The sequence below is a fragment of the Aquamicrobium aerolatum DSM 21857 genome, from assembly GCF_900113935.1.
In the GTDB taxonomy this organism is placed as follows: Bacteria; Pseudomonadota; Alphaproteobacteria; order Rhizobiales; family Rhizobiaceae; genus Aerobium; species Aerobium aerolatum.
Genome location: NZ_FORF01000002.1, coordinates 281,778 through 301,358, shown reverse-complemented (window position 1 = coordinate 301,358; position 19,581 = coordinate 281,778). Strand labels below are relative to the sequence as shown.

16 protein-coding genes and 1 pseudogene are annotated in these 19,581 nt (G+C 62.6%); 10 read left to right on the top strand and 7 right to left on the bottom strand.

Annotation, left to right across the window (positions count from 1 at the left end; genetic code table 11):
• Positions 1 to 84: 84 nt before the first annotated feature.
• Positions 85 to 1,021: pseudogene (locus tag BMZ42_RS03000) on the top strand (Tn3 family transposase); the annotation flags it as partial.
• 149 nt (positions 1,022 to 1,170) lie between these two features.
• Here BMZ42_RS03000 and BMZ42_RS02995 read toward each other — a convergent pair.
• Positions 1,171 to 1,926 (bottom strand): TSUP family transporter, encoded by a 756-nt coding sequence (locus BMZ42_RS02995; RefSeq protein WP_091518473.1) that lies wholly within the window; start codon positions 1,924 to 1,926, stop codon positions 1,171 to 1,173.
• 105 nt (positions 1,927 to 2,031) lie between these two features.
• Between BMZ42_RS02995 and BMZ42_RS02990 the strand changes: the two genes are divergently transcribed.
• Positions 2,032 to 2,451 carry a tellurite resistance TerB family protein gene (locus BMZ42_RS02990; protein ID WP_091518395.1) on the top strand — a complete coding sequence of 140 codons (420 nt, stop codon included), beginning with the start codon at positions 2,032 to 2,034 and terminating at the stop codon, positions 2,449 to 2,451.
• Between the two features lie 5 nt (positions 2,452 to 2,456).
• Here the strand turns inward: BMZ42_RS02990 and BMZ42_RS02985 are convergent, their stop codons facing one another.
• The 5 genes from BMZ42_RS02985 to BMZ42_RS02965 form a co-directional block, all read right to left on the bottom strand.
• Complete coding sequence (locus BMZ42_RS02985) at positions 2,457 to 4,103, bottom strand: ABC transporter ATP-binding protein (RefSeq protein WP_091518392.1); 1,647 nt, start codon at positions 4,101 to 4,103, stop codon at positions 2,457 to 2,459.
• Positions 4,100 to 4,972, bottom strand: a complete 873-nt coding sequence (locus BMZ42_RS02980) for an ABC transporter permease (RefSeq protein ID WP_091518391.1) — start codon at positions 4,970 to 4,972, stop codon at positions 4,100 to 4,102. Before BMZ42_RS02980 ends, BMZ42_RS02985 begins: the two co-directional genes overlap by 4 nt.
• Positions 4,972 to 5,916, bottom strand: coding sequence for an ABC transporter permease (locus BMZ42_RS02975; protein ID WP_091518388.1), 945 nt, complete (start codon positions 5,914 to 5,916; stop codon positions 4,972 to 4,974). The genes BMZ42_RS02980 and BMZ42_RS02975 overlap by 1 nt, the downstream gene beginning before the upstream one ends.
• Positions 5,917 to 5,994: 78 nt before the next feature.
• Positions 5,995 to 7,476: an ABC transporter substrate-binding protein gene (locus tag BMZ42_RS02970; RefSeq protein WP_091518386.1), complete on the bottom strand. Its 1,482-nt coding sequence runs from the start codon at positions 7,474 to 7,476 to the stop codon at positions 5,995 to 5,997.
• A gap of 140 nt (positions 7,477 to 7,616) precedes the next feature.
• Positions 7,617 to 8,897 (bottom strand): acetylornithine deacetylase/succinyl-diaminopimelate desuccinylase family protein, encoded by a 1,281-nt coding sequence (locus BMZ42_RS02965; RefSeq protein WP_091518383.1) that lies wholly within the window; start codon positions 8,895 to 8,897, stop codon positions 7,617 to 7,619.
• A 228-nt stretch (positions 8,898 to 9,125) separates the two neighbouring features.
• Between BMZ42_RS02965 and BMZ42_RS02960 the strand changes: the two genes are divergently transcribed.
• The 8 genes from BMZ42_RS02960 to BMZ42_RS02925 all read left to right on the top strand — a co-directional run bounded on the left by BMZ42_RS02960 (position 9,126) and on the right by BMZ42_RS02925 (position 17,752).
• Complete coding sequence (locus tag BMZ42_RS02960) at positions 9,126 to 9,515, top strand: L,D-transpeptidase (RefSeq protein ID WP_244523131.1); 390 nt, start codon at positions 9,126 to 9,128, stop codon at positions 9,513 to 9,515.
• A gap of 85 nt (positions 9,516 to 9,600) precedes the next feature.
• Positions 9,601 to 12,438, top strand: coding sequence for a molybdopterin oxidoreductase family protein (locus BMZ42_RS02955; protein ID WP_091518378.1), 2,838 nt, complete (start codon positions 9,601 to 9,603; stop codon positions 12,436 to 12,438).
• Entirely contained in the window at positions 12,435 to 13,196 is a 762-nt protein-coding gene (locus BMZ42_RS02950) for a 4Fe-4S dicluster domain-containing protein (RefSeq protein WP_091518376.1), read from the top strand. The genes BMZ42_RS02955 and BMZ42_RS02950 overlap by 4 nt, the downstream gene beginning before the upstream one ends.
• A gap of 6 nt (positions 13,197 to 13,202) precedes the next feature.
• A complete protein-coding gene (locus BMZ42_RS02945) occupies positions 13,203 to 14,123 on the top strand; it encodes a dimethyl sulfoxide reductase anchor subunit family protein (RefSeq protein ID WP_091518374.1) in 921 nt (306 codons plus the stop codon).
• 79 nt (positions 14,124 to 14,202) lie between these two features.
• Positions 14,203 to 14,613, top strand: coding sequence for an antitoxin Xre-like helix-turn-helix domain-containing protein (locus BMZ42_RS02940; RefSeq protein ID WP_091518372.1), 411 nt, complete (start codon positions 14,203 to 14,205; stop codon positions 14,611 to 14,613).
• Positions 14,607 to 15,302 carry an RES family NAD+ phosphorylase gene (locus tag BMZ42_RS02935; protein ID WP_210185198.1) on the top strand — a complete coding sequence of 232 codons (696 nt, stop codon included), beginning with the start codon at positions 14,607 to 14,609 and terminating at the stop codon, positions 15,300 to 15,302. Before BMZ42_RS02940 ends, BMZ42_RS02935 begins: the two co-directional genes overlap by 7 nt.
• 217 nt (positions 15,303 to 15,519) lie before the next feature.
• The gene (locus tag BMZ42_RS02930) at positions 15,520 to 16,542 is read left to right on the top strand and encodes a Tim44 domain-containing protein (protein ID WP_091518367.1); all 1,023 of its coding nucleotides are present in this window, start codon (positions 15,520 to 15,522) and stop codon (positions 16,540 to 16,542) included.
• A gap of 166 nt (positions 16,543 to 16,708) precedes the next feature.
• Complete coding sequence (locus tag BMZ42_RS02925) at positions 16,709 to 17,752, top strand: ABC transporter ATP-binding protein (protein WP_091518365.1); 1,044 nt, start codon at positions 16,709 to 16,711, stop codon at positions 17,750 to 17,752.
• Between the two features lie 59 nt (positions 17,753 to 17,811).
• Here the strand turns inward: BMZ42_RS02925 and BMZ42_RS02920 are convergent, their stop codons facing one another.
• Positions 17,812 to 19,557: an ABC transporter permease gene (locus BMZ42_RS02920; RefSeq protein ID WP_091518363.1), complete on the bottom strand. Its 1,746-nt coding sequence runs from the start codon at positions 19,555 to 19,557 to the stop codon at positions 17,812 to 17,814.
• Positions 19,558 to 19,581 lie beyond the last annotated feature (24 nt).

Here is a 19,581-nt window from a genome sequence, read left to right as displayed (position 1 = left end):
AAACCGGAGGCATTTTGATGACCCCACGTTAAGGGGTCCCGTTTGGACGAAAATCACCCCTTAAACAGGGTCCTCATTCCATGAAAAATCACAGGAAAAGTCGACAATAACGCACGCCAACGGCTTGATGGGCTGCTGACCGAACTGCTCGACGTTAATGTCAGCCGTTTTCTGGCTTCGCCAGTTCGAGGTCGGACACAATTCCGCAGCGGCGAATCGGCTGCTTGACAGGCTGGAGTTGCTGCGTGGTCTGGCTCTCGATCCACAGCTTCTCATTGGCATCCCGCCGCATCGTGTCGCACACCTGCGTCGGCAGGGCGAGCGCTACTTTACCGATGGCTTGCGGGTTATCACCTCTGATCGACGCTGGGCGATCTTTGCCGTCTGCGCCGTGGAATGGGAAGCGCCTATCGCCGATACTGTGGTCGAGACCCATGACCGGATATCGTGGGAAAGACCTGGCGGGAGGCGAAACGGCTGCATGATGAGCGAATAGCTGGTTCCAGGGCAGCGATAACCGATACTCTGCGCGCCTTCACTGCTCTCTGGGAGCCTCTTTGCTCGAAGCCCGCAATGACGGTGTTCCGCTGGAAATGGCGGTCGCCAAGTCGGCGGAATGGGGCCCGCTCGAACAACTGGTCGCGACCGGCGCCCAGCTCAGCAATACGCTGGCGGACGATCCATTGGCTCATGTCGGACAAGGATATCATCGCTTCCGCCGCTACGCGCCGCGCATGTCGCGGTGCCTGAAACTCAAAGCAGCATCGGTAGCCCAGCCCTTGATTGCGGCGGCAATCACCTTCGGGAGGTGGCGGTCCTGTTTCACCTGCGGGATGCCTTCCGATCCGGTGACGTCTGGCTCGATCATTCGCGATGCTATGGCGATCTCAAACAGGTGTTGGTACCGATGGCAACGGCGCAGACGAACGCAAGGCTTGCCGTTCCCCTTGATCCGCAGCTTTGGCTGACGGATCGAAAAGCGTGTCTCGCCAACGCCTTCCAGACATTCGCCGCGCTCGCAGCATAACTGTGTCCAGTAGAAAGCCGTTCTCGACTAAATTGGAACTTTGCGACACAGCTGGGAAAGATGCGTGGGGACTCGGATGCGCTTATGGCGGACCTCCCGATTTCAATGCGCAAGTGTAGCGCGATCGGGAAGGTCGCGCGAGGTCAATCGAGGACGAGCTTGATCGCCAGCACCACGCAGGTCACCACCAGCAACGGCTTGATCAGCCGCGCGCCGTTCTTCATCGCCAGCGTCGCGCCGACCCGAGCGCCGAAAAATTGGCAGACGCCCATGATGAGGCCGATCTGCCACGAGATGACACCGGCATAGGCAAAGAAGGCAAAGGCACCGATATTCGATGAAAAGTTCAGAAGCTTGGTGTGCGCCGTCGCCTTGAGCACGCCGTAACCGGCGAGGCTGACAAAGGCGAGCATGAAGAACGAGCCGGTGCCCGGACCAAAGATGCCATCGTAGAAGCCGATGACCGGCACCACCAACAGACCGAACAGGAATGGCGACAGGCGCTCGGCGCGGTCGACGTCATCCATGTTGGGCTTGAAAGCGAAATAAAGCGCGATGGCGACCAGAAGCGGCGGCAGCACTGCGTTCAGCCACGCGCCGGGCAGGATCGTCGCCAGCACCGCACCCGCCACGGAGCCGATCAGCGAAAGAGCGGCGGAAGGCAATTGCTTGCGGATATCGACAAGGCCCTTGGCGGCATAGGTCATGGTCGCAGAGGCGGAGCCGAACAGGCTTTGCAGCTTGTTGGTGCCCAGAGCCTGTACCGGAGCCAACCCGGCCAGAAGCAGGGCCGGGACCGTGATCAGCCCGCCGCCGCCGGCAATCGAGTCGATGAAGCCGGCGAGGAAGGCCGCCAGAGCAAGAAGCAGGACAATTTCGAGGGAGAGGTCGGAGAACATTGTTTGCGCCGTGTTGAACCAGCTATCCAGCACACGCCCGTGCTATCCGCAAGCACCATTTCAGGCTAGGTTGGGCGACTACGAATCCCTGAGGAATTTCAAAGCATGGCGTTCGATCTGTTTGCGAAGATCAGAGAGCTTTTCGAAGGCGACCCGGCTATTCGCAAGGTCGCCGACAACCCCGCGCTTTCCGCGGAAATCCTGTTGCTGTTCCGCATGGTGCTGGCCGATGGCCAGGTCGAGGAAGCAGAGCTGGAGACGCTGAAGCGCATCTGCGCCGACGCATTCGGGATCGACGAGGCGAGCTTTGCGGGCGTCGTGCAATATTTGCAGGACTATGGCTACGAAACCTCTGCGGCGCAGGCGCTGTCGACCTTCCGCGGCTATCCGCATGAGCGGCGGGTGCAACTGGCTCGTCATCTCGCCGAGATCGCCAAGGCCGACCAGCATCTGAACACGCAGGAAGTACGCTTCCTCGCGCGCACGCTCGAAGCGCTGGGGCTGGAGTCGCACGAAGTCGTCTAGCGCCTTTACGCTTCTTGGGTGCCCGAGGCTTCGTGGCGGGCCAGACGCCGCTGTAGCGCGCGCTCCAAATCGGGCGCCGCGGCGACCAGCGCCTTGGCCGCATCCGATTGCGGATGGTCGAGCACGTCGCCGGTCTTGCCGGATTCCACGATCTGCCCGTCATGCATCACCATCACCTCATCGGTGATGGCGCGGGCGACGGTGAGGTCGTGGGTGATGAAGAGGTAAGCCACGCCAAGCTTGCCGTTGAGGTCGGCGAAGAGGTCGAGGATCTGGGCGCGGATCGACACGTCGAGTGCCGAAACCGGTTCGTCGGCAACGATCAGCTTCGGCTTGGTGATGATCGCGCGGGCAATCGAGATGCGCTGGCGCTGGCCGCCGGAGAATTCGTGCGGATATTTTTCCATGTCGGCCGGTTTGAGGCCGACCTCGTTGAGCGCCTGCGCCACCATCTCGCGCTTTTCAGTGGCAGAAGGCTGTTTCTCGAGCAGATGCAACGGCTCGGCGATGAGGCGCTCGACCTTGTGGCGCGGGTTGAACGAGCCGTAGGGATCCTGGAACACCACCTGCATCTTGCGCCGATGCGGCTTCAGTTCGGCTTCGCCCAGCGTGCTGACCGGTGCGCCATCGAGCCGGATCTCGCCGCCTGTCGGGCGGTCAAGTGCGAGGATCATGCGCGCCAGGGTGGACTTGCCGCAGCCGGAGCGGCCGACGAGCGCCATCGACTGACCTTCCCTCAGCGAAAACGACACATCGTTGACCGCACGAAACGGTGCGGGCCGCGCAAACAGCGACGGACGACGGCCGGGATAATCGCGCACAACCCGGTCAACTTCCAGGAGCGGTGTCTGGGGCGCAGCCCTGGCGGCATCGCCGCTGCGGTCGGGCACATGCATCGAGGCGACTGCAAGCTGGCGTGTGTAGGGATGTTTCTGCTCGGTCAGGGTGCGCGCGGTCTCGCCTGATTCCATCACCTCGCCATGGCGCATGATGGTGACGCGGTCGGCCATGTCGGCAACAACGGCGAGGTCGTGCGAAATCAGCAGCAGGCCCATCTTGCGCTCGTCGACGAGGTCTCGCAGCAATTCGAGGATCTGCTTTTGCAGCACTACGTCGAGCGCGGTGGTCGGCTCGTCGGCAATCAGCAGCTTGGGCTTGAGCGCGCAGGCAATGGCGATGACGACACGCTGGCGCTGGCCGCCGGACAATTCATGCGGAAAGCGCGACAGCGGAAACTGGGATTCGGGCAGACCAACGCGGTCGAGGATCTTGCGCGCGGTGTCTTCGGCATCGGCGCGATTGGCGCTGGTGTGCCAGCGGATGCCCTCGGCAACCTGTTCGCCGATTGTCTTGACCGGGTTGAGCGCGGTCATCGGCTCCTGGAACACCATGCCGATCTCGTTGCCGCGCAACTTGTTCATCGCAGCTTCCGGCGCGGCGAGAATGTCGACGCCATCGAAAGTGACGCGGCCACGTGTCTGGGCTGAAAACGGCAACAGCTGCATCACGGCCAGCGACGTCATCGACTTGCCGGAGCCGGATTCGCCGACGAGACCCAGCACCTCGCCCTGCTCGATGGTCAGGTCGACATCTTTCAGGATCGGCACATTGCCGATGTTCAGACACAGTTTTTCAATCTCGAGCAGGCTCATCGCTCGCGCCTCAGTTTGGGATCGAGCACGTCACGCAAGCCGTCTCCAAGAAGGTTCAGCCCGAGGACGGTGACGACGATGGCAAGGCCGGGGAAGATCGCCAGATGCGGCGCGACCATCATCCGGGTCTGGGCATCGAACAGCATCCGGCCCCAGGACGGCATCGGCGGCTGAGCGCCGAGGCCAAGATAGGAAAGGCCGGCTTCCGCGAGGATGCCGATGGCGAACTGGATCGTGCCCTGCACCAAAAGGATCGAGGCGATGTTGGGCAGGATGTGCTCAATTGTGATCTGCGCCTTGCCCTTGCCCGCAGCACGGGCGGCGAGGATGTATTCGCGCGGCCACAGCGACAGCGCACCGGCGCGGGCGACACGGGCAAACACTGGAATGTTGAAAATGCCGATGGCGATGATGGCGTTGATCGCGGCGGGCCCGAAGATCGCGGTGATCATCACTGCTGACAAGAGCGCCGGAAAGGCGAACACCACGTCGTTGAAACGCATCAGCATTTCATCGACCCAGCCACCGCGCGCCGCCGCCCAGCAACCAAGCGGCACGCCGATGCCGATGCCGAGTGCAACGGCAACGACCGCAACCGCGATCGAATTGCGCGCGCCGATCATGATCATCGACAGGATGTCACGGCCAAAATGGTCGGTGCCGAAGGGATGCGCGGCAGAAAGGCCTTTCATCCGGTCGGCGACGACCAGATTGGTGATGTCGTAGGGTGTCCAGACAAAGGAGATCAGCGCCATCGCTGCGATCACGGCGGTGATGACGAAACCGATAACGAAGGAGCGGTTGCGGAAGGCCAGTCGCAAAATGCCGCGCCAGCCGGCTTGTTCGGCGATCACGGTGGTCGTGCTCATCAGCGCACCCTCAGACGGGGATCGACAACGGCATAGAGCACATCGACGACGAGATTGATGACCACGACGCTGGCGACCAGCAGCATGACGACGCCTTCAACGACGATCAGATCGCGCTGGGTGATCGCCTGGAAGACAAGGCGGCCAAGACCGGGCAGGTAGAACACGTTCTCGATGATGATGGTGCCGGCAAGAAGCACCGCGAACTGCATGCCCATGATGGTCAGAACTGGGATCATCGCGTTGCGCAGCGCATGACGCCACAAGACGTAGCGGCGCGGCATGCCCTTGGCGCGGGCGGTGCGGATATAGTCTTCGCCCAGGACTTCCAGCATGGCGGAGCGGGTGACGCGCGCCAGGATCGCAGCTTGTGGCAAAGCCAGTGCGATGGCAGGCAGCATCAGCGATTTGACGCCGGACCAGATGCCGCCGCCCCAGCCGGAAAATCCGCCGGCGGGCACCAGCCGCAGCCAGACGGCAAAGACGTAGATGAGCAGGAGTGCGAACCAGAAGTTCGGGACGGCAACGCCGACTTGCGCAACGCCCATCGACACGGTGTCGCCGACCTTGCCCCGGCGCGCGGCGGCAAAGATGCCGACCGGGATGGCGATGGCGGTGGACAGGATGAGCGAGATGACTGCCAGTGGCAGCGACACCACCGCGCGTTCGGCGATGAGATCGATGACCGGCGATGAATAGGTGAAGGAGCGGCCAAAATCGCCAACCGCCATGCCGCCGACCCAGTTGAGGTAGCGTACGATCAAAGGCGCATTGAGGCCCATCTGCTCGCGCATCGAGGCGAGCGCCTCGGGGGTGGCGTTCATGCCGAGCATCAACAGGGCGGGGTCGCCCGGAAGAACCTCGAGCACCGAAAACACGACGACAGACGCCACGATCAACGTGATCAGCCCGATGCCGATGCGTTTTGCGAGAAATGCGGTCATGTGGTGGGGTGCCGTGTTCCGATTAGAAAAACCTCTCCTCGGTTGAGGCCCGAGGAGAGGTTTCGTTCAGGTCGTGGCTTATTCGGTCCAGTGAACCTTGGTCAGGTCGGCAACCGACAGCGGCCAGTTTTCCCACATGCCTTCGAGCTTGGCATCCCAGACGCCAACCTTCGGCATCTGGAACAGGAAGCCGTTGACGGCATCTTCGGCCAGAATGCGCTGGGCCTTGCCGTAAAGCTCCTTGCGGGCGGCTTCGTCGGCGGTCACGTCAAGCTCTTCCATGACCTTGTTGAACTCGGGGTTCTGGTACTGGAAGTAGTAGTCCGGACGCGCATAGATGTTGATGTCGTTTGGCTCGACATGCGAGATCAGCGACAGATCGTAGTTCTTCTCGGCAAAGACCTGGCTCAGCCAGTCGGCCCACTCCACCGGAATGATTTCCAGATTGATGCCGACCTGGCGCAACTGCGAGGCGATGATTTCGCCACCCTGACGGGCATAGGGCGGTGGCGGCAGCTTCAGCGTTGCCGAAAAGCCGTCCGGGAAGCCGGCGGCGGCAAGCAGTTCCTTCGACTTGGCCGGGTCATAAGGATAGGTGCCGGTTAGATCGACATAGGCCGGGTTATGTGGCGCGAAATGCGAGCCGATCGGCGTGCCAAGACCCGAGCTGGCACCGGCGATGATTTCGTCGCGGTTGAGCGCATGGGCGATGGCCTGACGCACTTCGAGCTTGTCGAACGGCGCCTTCTTGTTGTTGGTCGAAAGGACGGTCTCGCCTTCGGTCGAGCCGATCACGACCTTGAAGCGCGGGTCGGACTGGATCTGCGGCAGGGCGTCGCCGGCTGGCATGTTGGAGAAGGCATGGACGTCGCCGGACAGGATCGCTGGAATGGCGGCGGCGGCATCCGGGATGATGCGGAACTCGGCGCGATCAAGCGCAACGGCCTCGCCCCAATAGTCCGGGTTCTTGGCGAGCTTGATCGACGAGCCCTTGGCCCAGTTCTCGAACTTGAACGGACCGGTGCCGATCGGGTTTTCCTTGTTGCCGTCGGCGGAGCTGCGCGACACGATGGCGGCTTCGCCCCAGGCCATGTTCCAGGTGAACGCACCCTGCGGATGCTTCAGCTTCACGACGACCGTGGCCGGATCGGTGACCTCGACGCTTTCGATCGCCGAATAGAGCGCCTTCTGCGGGTTGACCGAATCTGCCGCCATGGCGCGGTCGATCGAGAACTTGACGTCCTCGGCATTGAACTCGGCGCCGTCGTGGAACTTCACGCCGGTCTGCAGGTGGAAGGTGTAGGTCTTGCCGTCGTCGGAAATGTCCCAGCTCTTGGCAAGCTGAGGATGAACCGTGCCATCGGGACCGATGCGGGTGAGGCCTTCGAAGATGTTCGCGTATCCGACTTCCTTGATGGCCGCAGCCGCGCCGGCGGTCGGGTCAAGATGTGGCGGCTCCAGCACCATGCCGATGACCACATCGGTGCGCTGTGCCATCGAAGACGTGGACGCCGCCAGCGCCAGCGCGCTGGCAAGAACGATCGATTTCAGAAGTTTCATGTTGTTCTCCCCTAATATTCATTGTCGCCGGCGATCAAAGCGCGAAAATGCCTGCGAGTAAATCGGCTTGTTGTGATGACGGCCGCATGAGCCGGCACGCCATCGTTTCACATCCTCCCAGCCGAAACGCCGGCACGGTATTAGCCGCGTCCGGCACCCTGCAGCAGTGTGTCGAGGCTGAGCGCCATCACCTTGGCCGACTGGATCATGTCCTCGATGCCGACCCACTCGTCCGGACGATGGGCAAGGTCGAGGATGCCGGGGCCATAGGCGATGCAGTCGAACAGATGGCCGATCCGCGCGATGTGCTTCTGGTCGTAGGTGCCGGGCGAAATGACATATTGCGGCTCCTTGTCGAACACCGCGCGGATGCCATCGGCGACGGCAGTCACCACCGGCGCGTCGCGCTCGGTCATCGTTGGCTGCACTTCCATCAGATCGCGGATGTTGTAGTCGAATTTCGGCCGGTCGCGCTTGAGGCGATCGAGGATCGACGTCACCTCGCCCTTCACTTCGTCGATGGATTCTTCAAGCAGGAAGCGCCGGTCGATGACCGTGCGGCAGGAATCGGCGACGTTGGGAGAGGGCAGGCCGGGGCGGAAATCTTCGGTCTGGCCGCCGTGGATCGAGTTGATGTTCATCGTCGAGCGGCGCGCACCTTCCGGCACGACCGGCATTTCGGTCTGCTTCTGGTCGAGGGCCGGGAACAGCTCCTCTTCAAACGCATTCAGCACCGCGCCCATGTGGCGGATGGCGGAATCGCCGAGGAACGGCATCGAGCCATGCGCGATGGAGCCAAGCGTCTCGATCTCCGCCCACCAGACGCCGCGATGGCCAAGGCAGATACGATCCTTGTTGAGCGGCTCCGGGATGATGACGTGGTCGACGCGGGGTTTCGAGAAATAGCCCTTGGAAGCCAGATAGGCGACGCCGCCAAAGCCGCCGGATTCCTCATCGACGGTGCCGGAAATCTCGATGGCGCCGGGAAAGTCGGGATAGACTTCGATGAAGGCTTCGGCAGCGATGATCGAGGCAGCCAGTCCGCCCTTCATGTCGCAGGTGCCGCGGCCATAGACGCGGCCATCCTTGACCACACCTTCGAACGGATCGACGGTCCAGCCTTCACCGGCCTCGACCACGTCGATGTGGGAATTGAAATGCACCGTCTTGCCGGGGCTGCGGCCTTCGCGGCGGGCAACGACGTTGGTGCGCGGATAGCGGTCGGTGTCGCCTGGCGTGTCGACGCCGCGGATCAACTCGATCTGGAACCCGCTCTTTTTCAGGCGTTCCGCGATGTACTCCGCGCAAGGCGTATAGGCTTCGCCGGGCGGGTTCACCGTCGGAAAACGGATCAGGTCTACGGTCAGCGCGACGAGGTCGTCGCGACGGGATTCGATGGCACGGAAGAGCTTTTCATTCATGGCGTCAGTTGATCAGGCGAAGCTGTGCCAGACAAGGTACAGTCATTGGGCCATTCAGCATAGTTCACATTTGCTTCAATGTCTTCCGCAGCGGCAATAGGAGGTTTTCTTAGGATTTTGAGAGCAAGATCTTTCGCTGGCGCGGGCGATGTGAAACATTTTGGATGGAGACGAGGTTTGGGGCTCTTCACGATGAAAGCTGTATGCAGATCGGGCGCTGCAGCGCTGATGATGCTATTTGCCTTGCCCGCCGGGGCTGCCACGCTTGTCGCGCGGGTTGATGTTGCCACTCAGACAATGACCGTGATGCATCATGGCGATGTGCTGTACGAGTGGAAGGTTTCGACCGGAGCGGACGGGTTCGTCACGCCACGCGGCGAGTTCCGGCCCTATCGGATGCACAAGCTGTGGTTGTCGCGTACCTATAACAGCGCGCCGATGCCCTATGCGGTGTTCTATGATCGCGGCTGGGCTGTTCATGGCACCGATGCAGTCGCCAAGCTTGGATTGCCGGCTTCGCATGGCTGCGTGCGGCTGGACACGCCGAATGCAGAGATATTCTACAATCTCGTGCGTCAATATGGGGCGGGAAACACCCGCATCATTGTCGAGAACTGAGAAGTATTTCATAGCTTGTCGGCGGAACGCCATTTCAATCCTGTCCGGTCTTGCTTAGACCTGTGGGGCAAGGAGCGTTGATGAAATGGCGGACCACCACGTCGAGCTTTCCCAGCCGGTTTCGGACGAAGTCCGCAAGACCACCTGCTATATGTGCGCATGCCGCTGCGGCATTGATGTGCATCTCAAGGACGGCAAGATCCGTTATATCGAGGGCAATCGCGACCACCCGGTGAACAAGGGGGTGCTGTGCGCCAAGGGCTCGGCCGGGATCATGCAGCATTATGCGCCGGCAAGGTTGAGCGCGCCGCTGCTGCGCACCGGGCCGCGCGGCTCGGGCGAATTCAAGACGATTTCATGGGACGAGGCGCTGGCGCTGGCAACGTCGTGGCTGGGCGATGTGCGCGGCAGCGACCCGAAGAAGCTCGCCTTCTTCACCGGGCGCGACCAGTCGCAATCGCTGACCGGCTATTGGGCGCAGCAATTCGGCACGCCGAATTACGCCGCGCATGGCGGCTTCTGCTCGGTCAACATGGCGGCAGCCGGGATCATGACCATCGGCGGCGCGTTCTGGGAGTTTGGCGCGCCGGACTGGGAGCGAACCAAGCTGTTCGTGATGTTCGGGGTGGCGGAAGACCACGATTCCAACCCGATCAAGATTGGCATTTCAAAGCTCAAGCAGCGCGGCGCGCGGTTTGTGTCGGTCAATCCGGTGCGTACCGGCTATTCGGCGGTGGCCGATAACTGGATCGGTGTGCGGCCCGGAACGGATGGGCTTCTGATCCTTGCCGTGGTGCACGAGCTTCTGAAGTCACGAAAAATCGATATCGACTATCTGCTGCGCTATTCGAATGCGCCGTGGCTGGTGATCGACGCGCCGGGCGCGGCCGATCACGGCCTGTTTGCCCGCGACAAGGACGGCAAGCCGCTGATCTGGGAGACGGTGACCGAACACGCGGTTCCCGCCGGCAGCAAGGGCGCGCGTCCGGCCTTGTCGGGACGGTTTACGCTAGACGACGGGCGCAGCGCGGTGCCGTCGTTCCAGATGCTCGCCGATGAATATCTCGACGACAAATATGCGCCGGAGCGGGTAGCCGACAAGGTCGGCGTCGATGTCGCCACCATTCGCGGGCTGGCCAGCGAAATCGCGCGCGTCTCCTTCGAGGAGAGCATCGAGATCGATCAGCCATGGACGGATATCTATGGCAGGCAGCACGAAAGCTTTGTCGGGCGGCCGGTGTCGTTTCATGCGATGCGCGGGATTTCGGCGCACTCCAACGGCTTCCAGACGGCGCGCGCACTGCACATGCTGCAGGTGCTGATCGGCGCGGTCGATTGTCCCGGCGGGTTCCGCTTCGAGCCGCCATATCCCAAGCCAATGTCCGGCCATCCGCGTCCGCATGGCAAGGCCGGGCAATATGGCCCGAACCAGCCGCTGTCCGGCCCGCATCTGGGCTACCCGATGGGACCGGAAGATTTGCTGGTGGACGCAGCCGGCAATCCTCAGCGGATCGACAAGGCGTTTTCGTGGGAGGCGCCGTTTTCCGCCCATGGCATGATGCATATGGTGATCGCCAATGCGCATGCGGGCGATCCGTATCCGGTCGACGTCATGTTCCTCTACATGGCCAATATGGCGTGGAACTCGTCGATGAACACGGCGGGCACGATCCGGATGCTGGAGGAAAAAGACGCCGCGACAGGCGAATATCGCATTCCGAAGATCATTTATTCGGACGCCTATGATTCCGAGATGGTGGCGTATGCTGACCTGATCCTGCCGGACACCACCTATTTGGAGCGGCACGACTGTATCTCGCTGCTCGACCGGCCGATCAGCGAGCCGGACAGCGTCAACGACGCGATCAGATGGCCGGTGCTGGAGCCTGACCGAGACGTGCGCGCGTTCCAGAGCGTGCTGATCAATCTTGGCGCGCGGCTGGGGCTGCCCGGTTTCGTTGATGCCGACGGCAAGGCGCTTTACAAGGATTATGCCGACTACATCGTGCGCCATGAACGCCGTCCCGGTATCGGCCCACTGATCGGGTTTCGCGGCGACGATGGCAGCGCGGCGGGGCGCGGGGCGCCGAATCCGGACCAGATTGAGCGCTATATCGCCAATGGCGCATTCTTTTCGGCCCACATTCCGCCTGAAGCGCAGTTCTTCAAGCACGCCAACGCTGCCTATCAGGATTTTGGCGTCAAGATGGGCTTCTTCGACAAGCCGCAGCCGGTGACTTTCCAGCTCTACAGCGAAGAGTTGCAGAAGTTTCGGCTCGCCGCCGAAGGGGTGCGCGAACCGGTGGCCCCGCAAGCCTACCGCGCGCGCATCCTCGACACGTTCACGCCTCTGCCGCACTGGTACATGCCGCTGGAGGAAGCGGGTGTGGATGCGCAGACCTATCCCTATCACGCGCTGACGCAGCGCCCGATGGCGATGTATCATTCATGGGGTTCGATGAACGCCTGGCTGCGGCAGATCCACACGCGCAACCGGCTCTATGTGCCGGGCGAGATTTGTGACGCACACGGATTGGTCGACGATGACTGGGTGTGGCTGACCTCGCATCATGGCCGCATCAAGGTGCAGATCGCGCGCAACGAGGCGGTCAATCGCGACACGATGTGGACCTGGAATGCCATCGGCAAGCGGAAAGGCGCGTGGGCGCTCGACAAGGATGCGCCGGAGGCGGAAAAGGGCTTCCTGCTCAACCATCTGATCCATGAATTGCTGCCGCCGAAGGCTGACGGGATGCGCTGGTCCAACTCCGACCCGATCACCGGGCAGGCGGCCTGGTACGATCTGCGCGTGAAGATCAAGAAGGCCGAGCCGGGCGAGACCACGCAGCCGGAATTTGCGCCGATGCAGCGGCAGGGGCAGCCACCGTCGCAGCTGCGCTATGGGCAGGAGTGGGCGAAATGACGTGTCTGCCGGCAACATCGACGCCGAAGAAGCTCGGCCTTGTCATCGACCTTGACGTCTGCGTCGGCTGCCACGCCTGCGTCGTCTCGTGCAAGGAATGGAATACGGGCGGCTATGGCGCGGCGCTTTCGGACCAGGATCCGTATGGCGCGGACGTGTCGGGAACGTTCCTCAACCGGGTGCACAGTTTCGAGGTGGTGCCGGAGGGCGGGGAGATCGTCGCAGAGCGCGGGCAGGCGCGGCTGGTGCATTTCCCGAAATCCTGCCTGCATTGCGAGGATGCCCCGTGCGTCACCGTCTGCCCGACCGGCGCATCCTACAAGCGCGCCGATGACGGCATCGTGCTTGTCGATGAAGACATGTGCATCGGCTGCGGCCTGTGTGCCTGGGCCTGCGCCTATGGCGCGCGGGAGATGGACCTTGCCGCCGGCGTGATGAAGAAATGCACCCTGTGCGTCGACCGCATCTATAACGAGACGCTCGATGAGATCGACCGGGTGCCGTCCTGCGTGCGCACCTGCCCGACCAATGCGCGCCATTTCGGCGATTTTGCCGATCCGAACTCCAACGTCTCGATCATGGTCGCGGAGCGTGGCGGCTATGATCTGATGCCGGAGCAGGGGACGCGCCCGGTGAACAAATATTTGCCGCCGCGCCCGCGCACCGCGCTGGGATCGGCACCGACGCTGCCGCAGGAAGACACCAGCGATGCGACCGGCTTTTTTGGCTGGGTCGACAAGATGCTCGACCGGATCTGACCTGCCATGTATCCAGCACTCTCGATCATTTTCTTCACCTCTGCATCCGGTCTTGGCTATGGCCTTGCCGCCGTGCTCGGGCTTGGGCTGCTCGATCCGCAGGCGCTGGCGACCAAGCTGGCGCATGTGCTGGCGCTTTGCCTGATTGGCGGCGGGTTGCTGTCGTCGACGCTGCATCTGCACAATCCGCAACGCGCCTGGCGGGCGCTGTCGCAATGGCGCTCAAGCTGGCTGTCACGCGAGGGCGTGATGGCGATTGCGACATTCGTGCCGCTGACGATCAACGCGGCAGCAACGGTGTTTTATGGCAAGCATCTGCTGCTGGTGGGGCTTCTCGGCACGCTAGGCGCGGCGGTCACTGTCTACTGCACCGCGATGATCTACGCGTCGCTGAAATCGGTGCAGGCGTGGCACACCAGGCTGACGCCGATCTGCTACCTGCTGTTTGCGGCAGCCGGGGGCAGTCTGGCGGGAGCGTTGGTTGCAGCTTCTGGCAACGCGCACAGCGTTGTGTTGATGGTGATGGCTCTGGTGTTTCTCGTCCCCGCCTGGGCCGCGAAATGGCAATGGCGCAAGAATTTGCGCGAGGCGGTGCCGCTGTCGACGCCGGAAAGCGCGACGGGTCTTGGCGGCCTCGGCAAGGTCAGGCTGTTTGAAAGCCCGCACTTCAACGACAATTACCTGACCCGCGAAATGGGTTTTCGCGTCGCGCGCAAACATGCCGACAAGCTGTTTGTTATCGCGATCATCGCCGGCGGCGTGGTTCCCGCATTTCTGGTGCTGGTCGCATTGGCGGCAGGGCACGCGATCTGGGCACCGATTGCTCTGGGTCTTGCCCTGTTGTTCCACGCGCTTGGCGTCCTGACCGAACGCTGGCTGTTCTTCGCCGAAGCGCGCCATGCGGTGATGAATTATTACAGCCGCTGAGCGGCAGCACAGGCAGAACTGCTTGCATATCTTGCCGAATGGCATGAGCAACATTATATTGCGCCAAAAGGCAAAAGATATGCTGCAGGAAATTCCACGCACACAGGCCGCGCCAAACTCGCCCCACATCACCGCCGAAGAGGCGGCGGCGATGGCGCGGGCGGTGATGAGGCTGTTCGAACGCTGGCAGGTCGGCGACGGCGAAGCGCGCGAGATTCTTGGCGGGCTGGCATCGCGCACCTATGCGCGCTGGAAGGCGGGAGAGCCGGGTCGCATCGACCGCGATCTGGCGACGCGCCTGTCTCTGTTGATGGGAATACACAAGGGGCTGCGCTATCTGTTCACCGATCCGGAGCGCGGCTATGCTTGGGTGAAGAAACCAAATCTTGCATTTGACAGCCGCACGCCGCTGGCAGTGATGGCGCAGGGCGACATCTTCTCGCTTGCCCGCGTGCGCGCCTATCTCGATGCCGAGCGGAGTGGCTGGTGAGCGATCAGCCGCCGGTCGCACAGGTCAGCTGGCCCAAGGCCTACCGGATCATCCGCTCGATCTATCCGCCGATCGATCTGTTTGAAGACATTGCCGATCCGCAGGACTGGGAGGCGCTGGCTTCAGCGGAGTCCAAGACCAATCCACGCGTGTGGGAGCATGTCGGGCAGCTCCATTTGGTGCCCCATGACCGCCGCGTCCATGGCCAGGGTGCCAGCACGGTGATGGCGCCTTTCGTTCACGTCAGCACCGACCGGCCCGGACGATTTACCGATGGCACATATGGTGTCTACAGCGCCGGGAGCCGCGAGGAAGTGGCCATCCGGGAGGTCGCGCACCATCATGCGCGGGCGATGCGCAACAGCGACGAGGCACCCGGCTGGACATCGCAGTTTCGCATGCTGATCAATGCGGTAGAGCTGACGCTTCACGATGTGCGCGAAGATTCTGCCTGCCATGCGAGCGACGATTATTCGCAAACGCAATTTCTGGCGCGCGGACTACGGGCGCAAGGCTCCAACGGAATTGTCTATCGCAGCGTGCGCTGCGCGGGCGGCGAATGCGTCGCCATCTTCTGGCCTGATCTCGTGGAAATCCCCGTGCAGGGGGACCATTTCGATTTCCACTATGATGGGGACCGCGTCGACAGGGTCCGTAATTGCCGGACGGGTTCGATTTTTGCGCTTTGACGTGCTTTCCGGTCGCTTTTCGCCTTGAAAGCACGCCTTGCAGCGCCCAGATTCCGTGCCAGTGATGCAAGCGGGACCAGACCAGTTTCATGGTTATTTTCAAGGAATTGCAGTCATCGCCGGTCGCAATGGTGCGCATGATGGTTTATGCGCCACAGTATGACGTTCCATTTGCCGTATAGCACCAGCCAACAGATGAATGATTGAGGAACTGCCAATGTTGACTTCGCGTACCGCCCGACTTGCCACGCTGTTTGCGGGCCTGTTCATGGTCTTCTCACTGACCGCGGTCGATTATGCGGAAGCGCGCCGGGGCGGCAGCTTCGGTAGCCGTGGCAGCCGCACATTCCAGTCTGCTCCTCCGACGCGCACCGCGCCGCAGCCGACTGCGCCGGTTGAGCGGTCGATGACGCCGAATACAAATCCGCGCCAGAACGCTAATCCCGCAGCTGGCAACCGCCAGACGCCGGCAGCCCAGCGGCCCGGTCTTTTCGGTGGCCTTGGTGGCACGCTGCTCGGCGGCCTGATGCTGGGCGGCCTGATCGGCATGTTCATGGGGCAGGGCTTCGGTGGCCTTGCCGGCATGTTCGGCATGCTTGTCCAACTGCTCCTGATCGGCGGCGCAATCATGCTTGCCATGCGCTTCTTCCGTTCGCGCAACGCTGCGCCGGCGATGGCAGGCGCAAGCGGGGCCGGTGGTGGCGCAGGCTTCGGACGATCCGACACGCATCAGCGTGAGGCTGCCAATGTGTCATCGTTCAAGATTCCGAACATCAATTCGGGCTCCGGCTTTGGTTCGGGCGCGGGTGCTGCTGCGGCGACAGTGAAGACTGAAGAGATTCAGCCAACTGGCGAAGATCTCGACACTTTCCAGCGCATGCTGACGGAAGTGCAGGAAGCGTTCGGTCGTGAAGATCACCGTGCGCTGCGCCGTCTGGTGACGCCGGAAATGGTCTCGTATCTTTCTGAAGAGCTGGCCGAAAACGCCCAGAACGGTGTGCGCAACGACGTGACCGATGTGCATCTGCTGCAGGCCGACATTGCGGAGAGCTGGCGTGAAGGCGACCGCGATTATGCTACTGCCGCGCTGAACTATTCGTCGATCGACGTGACGCGCGACCGTGCGACTGGTGACGTTGTCGACGGCGATCCGACCGAGCCGACCGAGACCACCGAACTATGGACGTTCGTTCGCCAGAACGGTGGCGACTGGCAGCTGTCGGCCATCCAGCAGGCCTGATCGCCGACCGCTAAAGCTGACGTCTTGCAACCGTGCGGGCTTTTCTGGTCCGCGCGGTTGTTTTCTTTCTTCGGCCGTGAAGCGAGATTGACAGGCAGCGCCGACGCCCCGATGTTGCGGCGCGCGTGGCAATCATCCTGTCACAGAAACCTGTCACAGGGCAGAAATGGTAGACATCATCATTCAGGGCGCGTCCCGCCGTTTCGGCCAGGTGCAGGCGCTCAGCGACATCAATCTGCATTTCCCCTCCGGTTCGTTCACGTCGCTTCTCGGTCCGTCCGGCTGTGGCAAGACGACCATGTTGCGCCTGATCGCGGGATTTGAAACGCCGGACAGCGGATCGGTGGCGTTCGATGGCGTGACCATTGCCGACCCGCACACTCAGTTGCCGCCGGAAAAGCGCGGCATCGGCGTGGTGTTCCAGTCCTACGCGCTGTGGCCGCATATGAATGTCGCCGCCAATGTCGGCTATCCGCTTGCCGCGCGGGGAGTGGCTGCTGCCGAGCGGGAGCGCCGCGTTCGCGAGGTTCTGGCGACTGTCGGGCTTGAGGGCTACGACGCGCGGCGCACCGATGAATTGTCCGGCGGCCAGCGCCAGCGTGTGGCCCTTGCGCGCTGTCTCGTCGCCGATTCGCGCGTGATCCTGTTTGATGAACCGCTGGCCAATCTCGACATGCATCTGCGCGCCTCGATGGTCGAGGTGTTCCGTGACATACACCGTCGCAGCGGCGCGACGATGATCTATGTAACGCACGATCAGGCGGAAGCTTTGGCGCTGTCCGACCGGATCGCGGTGATGGATCAGGGCAGGGTGCTGCAACTGGCTTCGCCGACGCAGGTCTATCGGGCACCCGCGCATGAGAAGGTAGCCGGGTTCGTCGGTCGTGGCGTCATCGTTTATGCTGACATCGTCGGGCAGACAGAGGCGGGTGCGACGCTGGAGCTTGGCGGCTCACGCTTTGAGGCGCGATGCGCACCCGGAACGCCACCCGGCAGGGCGCAAGTGCTGCTGCGCCCGGAAGGGCTTCGGCTTGGCAGCGAAGGCATCCGCGCGCGGGTGATATCGTCGATCTATCGCGGGCCGGTGTTCGAGGTCGTGCTGGCCGTGACGGGCAGCGAATATCGGCTGGTGCTCGATTGCGTCGAGCCGCCGGTGACCGGCGCGGAAGTGCGTGTGGAAGTCACCGATGCGTGGGTTATTCCCGGCTAAAGCGCGTCGCGATCTGTCAGATTCGCTTGTTGCGCTTTAGCTCCTTGTTGTCAGGCATATCAGCGCCAGGGCAGGACGCCCGCTGGCAGGCGCTTTGCGAACAGGTTGAGAAGCCCCATCAGCGCCACCACGACGAAAATGGTGGCGACAGCGATGGCCGCCGCCTGCGTACCGAGCCCGGCTTCCTCAAGGCTGAACAGGACGACGCCGAGCGTTTCATTGCCGCTGGACCACAGCAGAGCCGAGACCGTCAGTTCGTTGAAGGCGCTCATGAAGACCAGCAGCGCACCGGCAACGGCGGCAGGCGCGGCAAGCGGCATGTGGATCGTCAGGACGCGGCGCAGCGGCGAGGCACCGGACGATGCTGCTGCTTCATCCAGATCAGCGGGGATCTGCGCCACCGCGCTTGCGACCGGCTTCAAAGCCAACGTGAGGAAGCGCATCAGATAGGCGATCAGGATGATCCAGGCCGAGGCGTAGAGACTGCCGATGAGGGGCAGCGGACGCAGGAAGAGAAGGATGCAGGCAATGGCAAGGACGATGCCCGGCAGCGCATAGGGGATCTCGGCAATGCCCTGCAGGACTTGGCGCGAGCGGGAACTCATCCGGTCCAGCACGATTGCCATCGGCACTGCGCCGATTGCGAGGATCAGTGCAGCTCCGCCCGCCAGCAGGGCAGAGTTCTTGAACGCGCGCACGGTGGATGCCTGATTGACCAGCACTTCCTGATAGTTGGCCAGAGTTGCCGTTTGCCATGTCAGGTCGACGCCGAAGGTGGGAATGAGCGAGGTCGTGATCAGCGCGAGCGCGGGCAGAAGCAGCATCATCGTGATGGCCGCCCAGGAGAGGACTGCAAGCGGGGTACGCCATTTTCCCAGCGAGATGGTGGCGGGGCGGCCTGAGGCGTATCTGGAGCGATGACCGCGCATCGACAGCGCCTGTACCGCCAGACCCAAGAGCGTCAGCAGCCCGATCAGCATCGACAGCCCCGCCATTTGCGGCAGGACGCCGGAGCCGAAGCTCGACATCTGGCGGTAGATCAGCGTCGGCAGCGTCAGATAGTTGGCAGGCAGGCCGAGCAGTGCCGGGATGCCGAAATTGCCGATGCTGGAGACGAAGGCGAGGGCGGCAGCGCCAGCGATCCACGGGCGCATCAGCGGCAGGATGATGGTGCCGAAGGTGCGCATGACGCTGGCGCCTGAAGCGCGCGCCGCTTCGATCATGTCACCCGGCAGGCCGACGAGACCGGCCCGCAGCGTGATGAACACGATGGGCGCATGCTGGACGCCAAAGAGCAAAATGATGCCGGTGCGTCCCACGATCGGATTGGGCGTGCCGGGGGGCGGGGCAATGCCGAGCATGTTCAGCAAGGTGCTCGACGGGCCGGTGAGGTGCAGCCACGACAAGGCGGTGACCTGCGGTGCGATGATCAGCGGCATCAACAGGAGGAAGCCGAGCACCTTGCGTGTCGGAAGGTCTGTGAGCGCGACCGCGACCGCGAAAGGCACGCCGATGGCAAGCGACAGCAATGCGCCGAAAAATGCCGTGTCGAGGGTGTTCCATGTCGCGCGCAGCACCGACGGCTTGGCGAGGCGCTGAAGGAAACCCGACAGATCAAGTTCACCGCCGGGGGCAAGCGCCGCGACCACCAGAGGGGCGGCAGGGAGCAGACCGAGGGCGAAGATGAGCGCAATTACGATCAGGACCGCGAAACGCGGTCCTGCAGTACCGGCCGGGCGGATTCCCCGCAGCCAGCCCCCTGGAGCTGTTGCGGATTGGTCCGATATGGAGCCCTGAAGCGCCATCAATGCCCTGCCAGGATATTGCTC